This is a genomic window from Shewanella sp. M-Br (assembly GCF_036245925.1).
Lineage (GTDB): Bacteria > Pseudomonadota > Gammaproteobacteria > Enterobacterales > Shewanellaceae > Shewanella > Shewanella oncorhynchi.
Genome location: NZ_BJBV01000063.1, coordinates 1 through 702, shown reverse-complemented (window position 1 = coordinate 702; position 702 = coordinate 1). Strand labels below are relative to the sequence as shown.

At 48.9% G+C, this 702-nt stretch carries 1 protein-coding gene; it reads right to left on the bottom strand.

The genetic code is table 11. From position 1 onward, the window contains the following. On the bottom strand, positions 1 to 702 hold a 702-nt coding region (locus AAA952_RS22310; RefSeq protein WP_338259710.1), incomplete at both ends, for an IS110-like element ISSpu22 family transposase.

Genomic DNA, 702 nt, shown 5'->3' with positions numbered 1-702 from the left:
CGTGCCGCGATAACCCATGACATTCTGGCGAGCTTATTCGCGACGGCCACACAGGCTCGGTTAAAACCTCGGCGTTCCGCTAGCTGGATAACCCAACAACTCAACTTATCCGACTTACTCCCACTGTGTCGCAACACCGCTCTGGCGCCGTGGATGAACAGCGTACGTAAATAGGCGTTTCCCCGCTTACTTATCCCGAGGAGGTTATCTTTACCTCCGCTGCTGTGCTGCTTAGGTACTAAGCCACACCAAGCTGAAAAATGTCGGCCATTGCTAAAGTCTTTACCGTCACCCACTGCAGCATAAATCGCCGTAGCGGTGACAGGCCCAACACCAGGGATAGTCTGTAATCGCTGACAAATCACATTGTTTTGAGTTTCGTTTAGTACTTGAGTGTCACAACTCTTAAGCCGTTTTTCAATGTCGATAACCTCATCATATAACTGATAAAAGATGGCTCTCCCCTTGATGGTCAGCATATTGGCTTCATCGACCAAAATATCAGGTAGCTGGGCTTTAAAAGCCGATTTACTTTTGGTCATCACAATGCCATATTCCGCTAGCATCCCTCTGACTTGATTGATTAAGGCTGTTGATTGTTTAGTTAATCGTTCGCGCATACGGTGGAGCAGTTGCACATCTTGCTGCTCGACGCTTTTGGGTTTTACAAACCGCATGTTGGGCCGCTGCGCGGCTTCAGCG